At 66.9% G+C, this 7,092-nt stretch carries 5 protein-coding genes; 3 read left to right on the plus strand and 2 right to left on the minus strand.

The window, feature by feature from the left end:
- Positions 1-5: 5 nt before the first annotated feature.
- The gene (locus tag J2848_RS33680; protein WP_149233347.1) at positions 6-1,940 is read right to left on the minus strand and encodes a tetratricopeptide repeat protein; all 1,935 of its coding nucleotides are present in this window, start codon (positions 1,938-1,940) and stop codon (positions 6-8) included.
- A 317-nt stretch (positions 1,941-2,257) separates the two neighbouring features.
- Here J2848_RS33680 and gmd point away from each other — a divergent pair, with 317 nt between their 5' ends.
- The 3 genes from gmd (at position 2,258) to J2848_RS33695 (ending at position 4,881) form a co-directional block, all read left to right on the plus strand.
- A complete protein-coding gene (gene gmd / locus J2848_RS33685) occupies positions 2,258-3,313 on the plus strand; it encodes a GDP-mannose 4,6-dehydratase (RefSeq protein WP_246194072.1) in 1,056 nt (351 codons plus the stop codon).
- A gap of 90 nt (positions 3,314-3,403) precedes the next feature.
- Entirely contained in the window at positions 3,404-4,384 is a 981-nt protein-coding gene (locus J2848_RS33690) for a GDP-mannose 4,6-dehydratase (protein ID WP_246194071.1), read from the plus strand.
- A 65-nt stretch (positions 4,385-4,449) separates the two neighbouring features.
- The gene (locus tag J2848_RS33695; RefSeq protein WP_149233344.1) at positions 4,450-4,881 is read left to right on the plus strand and encodes a hypothetical protein; all 432 of its coding nucleotides are present in this window, start codon (positions 4,450-4,452) and stop codon (positions 4,879-4,881) included.
- 109 nt (positions 4,882-4,990) lie between these two features.
- Here J2848_RS33695 and J2848_RS33700 read toward each other — a convergent pair whose 3' ends face one another.
- Positions 4,991-6,871, minus strand: a complete 1,881-nt coding sequence (locus J2848_RS33700) for an O-linked N-acetylglucosamine transferase, SPINDLY family protein (RefSeq protein ID WP_149233343.1) — start codon at positions 6,869-6,871, stop codon at positions 4,991-4,993.
- Between the last annotated feature and the right edge of the window lie 221 nt (positions 6,872-7,092).

The raw sequence follows: 7,092 nt of genomic DNA on the forward strand, positions 1-7,092 counted from the left end.
TGGTCTTAAGGGGTCTTGGACGACGCCGTCCAGGGGGAATAGGGCCTGATCCGCTGCGCCGCCGCATCCGGTTCGACGAACAGGCGGGCGTTGCGGTTCAGCAGGGCCGCCAGCTGGCTGTAGCCGCTCTGGGCGCTGACGCCCAGCACGTCGGCGTTCATCAGAACGTGGAAGTCCTGCAGGAACTCCAGCCCTCTCCATGGTTCCGCCGACCCGTCCTTCGCCAGATCGGCCAGGGAGAGAGGCGAGAACGCCGCGAAATCGCCGATGGTCGCCGGGTCGTCGGTGGCGATGTAGAGCACCGGCCGATCGAGCGTCGGCCACAGCGCCTTCAGCCAGTCGACGTACCAGGAGGTCTCGGTGATGGTGTAGCGGAACCAGACGAAGTCGCCGCGGCGGATGTGCAGGGCCACCACCGTGTTGCCGCGGCGTTTGAGCGCCTGCATCACCGGGTCGACATGGGGCAGCCATTCGGGCCGCGGCCGCAGCCAGGACTGCACCCGCTCGCGCCACTCCTCGCGATGCTCGAACAGGAACAGCGGCGAGAGGATGTCGACGCCGGGGCGTGGGTCGTCGCGCCGCCCGGTGACCAGATCGTTCAGGATGCGCCGGGCGAAATGCATCGGCTTCAGCCCGCCGCTGGGCCTGGGGTCGTCGATGTCGAAGTAATAGCCGCCGACCCAATCCGGCGTCTCCAGCCGGTAGCCGAATTTCTCGGCGTAGAGCCGCAGCAGCACATATTCCAGCACATTGTGGGCAAAGCGCCCGTGGGTCGCCAGCGTGGACGAACAGATGCGCGGCTTGGACGGGTCGGTATTGGCCGGCCGCTCCAGCCGCCGGCCCTGCCGGGCCAGGGACTGCTGCAGCCCGGCGATCGATTTCACGGTGAAGAAGCGGCTGCCATGGCCGTGCACGCCGGCCAGCACCTCCACCGCACGGTCAAGCTCGCCGGCGGCCAGCCAGTTCTCGGCGACGGCGGTCAGGCAGTCGATGCGGTAGGCGTTGGGATCGGCGGCATGCGGATAACGGTAGTCGGCGAAAAAGCGCCGCGCCTCCTCATGACGACCCTGCTGTGCCAGCAAAGCCGACAGCATGTCGATGGCAGCGGGCACGTCGCTGCCCGGACTGGTCAGCGCCAGCCGCAGCACCTGCTCCGCCTCGGCCTGCCGGCCAAGGCCGGTCAGCACGTCGGCCAGCCGGGTCAGCGCCATGGTGAGTCCGGCACGCGCAGCACCGACATAGCTGTCGACCGCCACATCGGCCAGCCCGGCGGCATGCTGGGCATTGCCCTGGTTGTAGAGGGTGTCTCCCTGCCTCGGATCGATGACGAGCGAGCGTCGGAAGCAGACCAGAGCGCCGGCAGGATCCCCCAATTCGAGCTGGATGTTGCCAAGCTTTGCATAGGCACTGGCGAAGCCCGGATTCAGGGCGAGCGCCTTTCGCTGGCTTGCCTGCGCCTCCTCCACCGCCCCGTCCTGGCGCAAGGCGATGCCGAGGTCGTGATAGCTTTCGGAACGGTAGGGATTCAGCCGCAGCACGCGGCGATAGGCCACGGCGGCCGTCGCCCAATCGCGCGGCCCGCCACGTCCACCCAGCAGGGAGGCAAGCGCCAGATGCGCCCCTTCCAGCGATGGATCGAGCTGGATCGCCCGGCGGAATGCCGCGGCGGCATCGTCGACCCGGCCCAGTTCGGACAGGGTGCTGCCGAGATTGCAGGAGGCGTCCGCCATTTCCGGCGCGATGCCGAGAGCGGCACGGATCAGTTCCAGCGCCTTGTCCCGGCGGTTCTGGCGCCGCTCGATCAGTCCCAGCAGATGCAGGGCGTGGGCATTGCGCGGGTCGACATCCAGTATGCGCAGATAAACCGCACGCGCCTCGTCCAGGCGGTCGGCACGCTGGAGTCCCACGGCGATCTGCAATGCTTCGGCAACGGTAGCCATGACGATCCGTGCTGTGCGGCCCCCGGCCCCGGCCCCGCGGTCGCACCCGACCGGGGCCTCCGGGGATGGCCGGCCCGTTCGGCGCGCACCCTATCGTTCCGCGATAGGCGCTTCAACTCCGTTCGTGCCGCGCCGCGGCTTCTCCCTTACCCCGCCCGGGCGTCGCCACGGAATGCCGGGAAGCCGCCGGAGACGGGATGCCGCGGCTCGATGGGCCGTGCCTTCTCTGGGACCGTGGCGCAACGCCCCTTGCCTTGCCCGGATCCTTTGAGGATAGTGCCCGATCATCAACGCCGTACAGATCAAGGGTCGGTCCTTTGCGCAAAGTTGCCCTCATCACCGGCGCCACCGGCCAGGATGGCGCGTATCTTGCCGAGCTTCTGCTGGGGAAGGGCTATATCGTCCACGGCATCAAACGCCGTTCCTCCTCCTTCAACACGGGCCGGGTGGAGCATCTCTACCGCGACCCGCATGAGGAGGATGTGCGCTTCTTCATGCATTACGGCGACCTGACCGACAGCACCAACCTGATCCGTCTGGTCCAGCAGGTGCAGCCGACCGAGATCTACAATCTGGCGGCCCAGAGCCATGTGCATGTGAGCTTCGAGACGCCGGAATACACCGCCAATGCCGACGGCATCGGCACGCTGCGCCTCCTGGAGGCGATCCGCATCCTGGGCATGGAGAAGACCACGCGCTTCTATCAGGCCTCCACCTCGGAACTGTACGGCAAGGTGCAGGAGACGCCGCAGCGGGAGACCACGCCCTTCTACCCGCGCAGCCCCTATGCCGCGGCCAAGCTGTACGCCTACTGGATCACGGTGAACTACCGCGAGGCCTATGGGATGCACGCCAACAACGGCATCCTGTTCAACCACGAAGGCCCGACCCGCGGCGAGACCTTCGTCACCCGGAAGATCACCCGGGCGGTGGCCAGCATCGAACAGGGCAAACAGGACTGCCTGTATCTGGGCAACCTGGACGCCAAGCGCGACTGGGGCCATGCCCGCGACTATGTCGAAGGCATGTGGCGCATCCTGCAACAGGACGAGCCGGACGATTACGTGCTGGCCACCGGCGAGACCCACAGCGTGCGCGAGTTCGTGGAGCTGGCCTTTGGCCATGTCGGCCGCGGAATCGAATGGCGCGGCGAAGGCGTCGACGAGGAAGGCGTCTGCCAGAAGACCGGCAAGGTGGTGGTCCGCATCGACCCGCGCTATTTCCGCCCGACCGAGGTCGACCTGCTGCTGGGCGACCCCTCCAAGGCGCGCGAGAAGCTGGGCTGGACGCACACCACCGCTTTCCGCGATCTGGTCCGGGAGATGGTCGAATCCGACATGCGTCTTCTGGCCGATGGCGACAATCACCGCTGACGCCGCCTCCTGCTGACGGCATCGTCCTGCCAGCCCCCCGTGACTGCTCACCGTGACCGCTCAAGGCGCCGTCCCATGACCATTGGAGGAATGACCCGAAGCGAACCGAAGACCGCACTGATCTTCGGCGTTTCGGGCCAGGACGGCGCCTATCTCTCCCAGCTGCTGCTGGACAAGGGCTATGCGGTCCACGGCACCTCGCGCGACCGGGAGATGGCGGGTTTCGCCAACCTCCGGCGGCTCGGCATCTTCGGCCGGGTGATCCTCCATTCCTCCGTGCTGACCGACTTCCGCAGCGTGGTCGAGGTGATCGCCCGGGTCCGCCCAGCCGAGATCTACAATCTCGCCAGCCAGGCCTCGGTCGGGCTGTCCTTCGAACAGCCGGTCGAAACGCTCAACAGCACCATCTCCAGCACCATCAACATCCTGGAAGCAATCCGCTTCCTGGGCCTGGACACCCGCTTCTACAGCGCCTGCTCCAGCGAATGTTTCGGCAACACCGAGACGCCGGCGGACGAAGCCACCCCCTTTCATCCCCGCAGCCCCTATGGCGTGGGCAAGGCCGCCGCCTTCTGGGCGGTCGCCAACTACCGCGAGGCCTATGGCCTGTTCGCCTGCTCCGGCATCCTGTTCAACCATGAATCGCCGCTGCGGCCCACCCGCTACGTCACGCAGAAGATCATCCGCGGGGCTGCCGACATCGCCGAAGGCAAGACCGACGTTCTGGAACTGGGGACGCTGTCGATCGCCCGCGATTGGGGCTGGGCCCCGGAATATGTCGACGCCATGGCCCGCATGCTGGCCCTGGACGAGCCCCAGGATTTCGTGATCGCCACCGGCGAGGCGAACCGGCTGGAAGACTTCGTCGCCCAGGCCTTCTCCTGTTTCGGATTGGACTGGCGCCGTCATGTCAGCGGCAATCCGGACCTGCTGCGGCCGTCGGACATCGCGTTCAGCGTCGGCAACTCCGCCAAGGCGGAACGGCTGCTGGGATGGCGCGCCGAACGCCGCATGGCCGACGTGGTCACCGGCCTCGTCGAGGCGGAAATGGCGCGCCGGTCCACCACCTGAAAGCCCGGTCGCCCGGCCGCCGGTCCTGCCCCTCAAGAACAGCCTTCTCGGAGAAAGCCCGTCCCATGTCGGCCAGGAGCAAGCTCGTCATCAATATCGAGGTGGACGACCGCACCGTCCTGTTTCCGGACGGCAAATTCCTGTCCCACATCGCTCTGCACGAAGGCGAAACACCAGAGGGTGACGGCGCCTTGCGGTTGGAGGGCGTCTTCCTGTTCAACGAAAGCCGGCTGGGGCCGGAAATAGCCTGCCTGGACGTGGAGGACGCCCGCGAACTGGCCCGGTCGATCCTGGACGCCGTGTTTCAGGGCCGGACCCAGCATGTCCTGTCGGAAGCCGCCAAGATCGCGGTGGTCTTCAACCCGAACGGCTTCGTCCTGCGCTTCGGCGAAGGGGCGGCCCTGCGCGAACTGTTCATCGGCTCTCCCGCCATCGTCCGGCTGGCCCAGGGGCTCCTGCGGATGGCCGACCGCCTGTCGGCGCTGCCCGCACACTGATACCAACGGCTTTTGATCCTGACTTGTCAGGATCAAAAGCTTCGGCGGCATGTGCCGCCGCCGCGCCAGCCGGCACGGATACCCCCGGAACGGCTTGGCCGCGCTCCGGTCAGGCCGTCTCCTGAAAAATGCGTTCGATCGCCCGGACCGACACCTCGTCGTCGAACAGAACGCCACTTCGCTCAAGGATGCGCCGCCGGACCTGGGCGCGCAGCAGCGAATCCGTGCCGAGCCGGACCGCCCGATCGACATAATCGGCCGGATCGCTCGCCACGCAGTCATCAAGCCCCATCAACGTGTAGAAGCCCAAGGTATGGCGTCCGCGCATAAAGGCGCCGGGCCAGGTCACCACCGGCGTACCGAAGGCCAGGGCCTCCAGGCTTGTCTTGCCACCGCTGTAATGGAACGGGTCGAGCATGACATCGGCATCGGCGGTCAATGCGATGAAATCCGCGGTCCCCAGACCCGGCAACAGGCGGATGCGACCGGCCACATCGGATCCCTTGGCGCCCAGCCGCCGCACCAGGGCTGCGCCCTGGTCGCGCGGATCGACAAAGACGAGGATGCCGTCACGGTCCCGCCGCAGAATGGCGACCAGGGCCTCGTCATAGTCGGGATGAATCTTGAACAGGCTCTGCGGACAGAGATAGAGCCGGCTTTCGGCGGGCAGACCGAAGTCGATGCGGGTCTTGCGCGGTTCGGCCAGCCGCGGGCGCCGGTAGCAGACGGTCGGGCCGGGCAAGCGGATCAGGCGTTCGCTGTAATGAACCGCGCCATCCTCCGGCTCCATCGCATCGCAGCTCAAGAAGACGTCCAAGGTGGGAATGCCGGTGGTGTCCGGATGCCCCCAGCTCAGGCATTGCCACGGCGCCAGCCGGGCAAATGCGAGGAAATAGGTGAAGGGCGACATGCCGATGTCGGTATAGTAAAGGACGTCCAACCGCAACTCGGCGATGATGCGCCGTGCGGCATCGAGATCACTAGGAATGTCGACAGCGCGGTCCGCCACCATGCGCAGGTGGCGCCGCAGGTCGTCGTCCGGCCCCGGCGTGAGGAACAGCACCACCTCGAAGCGCTCGCGCGACAGCCGCTCGATCAGCCCCTCGTTCAGCATGCCGATGGTGTGGTTGTGGAAATAGTCGGAGAGGAAGCCGACGCGGAGCCGCCGGCCGGCCCTGTCCTCCGCCCCGCCGGATTGTCCGGACTCCCGGCAATGCGCGGCGGTGTAGAGCAAGGAAGGGCAAGCTTCCCGGTACAAGGCAGCCAACTCCCCGTTCAGGGCGCGATTATCGAGCCCATGATAGGACAGGAAAAAGGAGGTGACGCCGACCTCGCGCAGCGGGTCCTCGATGCGCAGCCCGTGCCCGCGCGCCAGCTGCAGCACCGCGGCGCAATGGGCACGGCTTTCCTCGATTTCGGCCGCTGAGCGGGGAATGGTCGGCAAGGTCAGCGCCTCACGCACCAGAAGCCCGTCTCCTCCGCCCAGCCGCCAGGCCCGGCGGTAAGCCCGCCGCGCCTCATCCAGCTGGCCGGCACGCTGGGCAACGATGGCAACCTTGCGGTAGGCCTCCGACACGCCGGGTTCCAGCGCCACCCGGTGCTTCAAGGGACTGAGCGCTTGTGGGTTATGGCCCTGCTCGCTCAGGCAGCTTCCCAGCCCGTCGAGCAACCGGACATCGCCCGGCCGCAGCCGCAAGGCGCGGTGGAAGGCCGCCGCCGCATCGGCTTTGGGGCCAAGGGAATGAAGCAGGATGGCTTGGTTCACTGCATAGACCGGCTGGCCCGGATCGAGAAGCATGGCCGTGCCGATATGGGCCAGCCCCTCCTCGCCATGGCCGGATGCATACAAGGCGGTGCCGAGCATGTGCCGGGTGACGGCATGATCGGGCGCCAGCCGCAGCACCTCCCGCGCGAACACCGCTGCCTCGGTGAAGTGTCCGGCGGCATGAAGCCGCTGGGCATGGGTGAAGACATCTTGGATCGAGGCCATCGGGAGCCGGAACACCGCTTGCCAGAATAGGTCCGCACAAAGAGAAAGGGGCGCCCTTGCGGGCGCCCCTCCCTTTTACCGTGCTTGGGCTTCAGCCCCCAGCCATCAACCGAGGTTGATGTCGGAGAGCGAGAGGACCGTGCCGTTGTAGACGCCGAGCAGGCGCACCTCGGTGGCGGCCACCTGGCCGTCGCCGTTGGTGTCGACCACCTGGTACAGAG

This window comes from Azospirillum lipoferum, assembly GCF_024170005.1.
GTDB classification, from domain to species: Bacteria; Pseudomonadota; Alphaproteobacteria; order Azospirillales; family Azospirillaceae; genus Azospirillum; species Azospirillum lipoferum.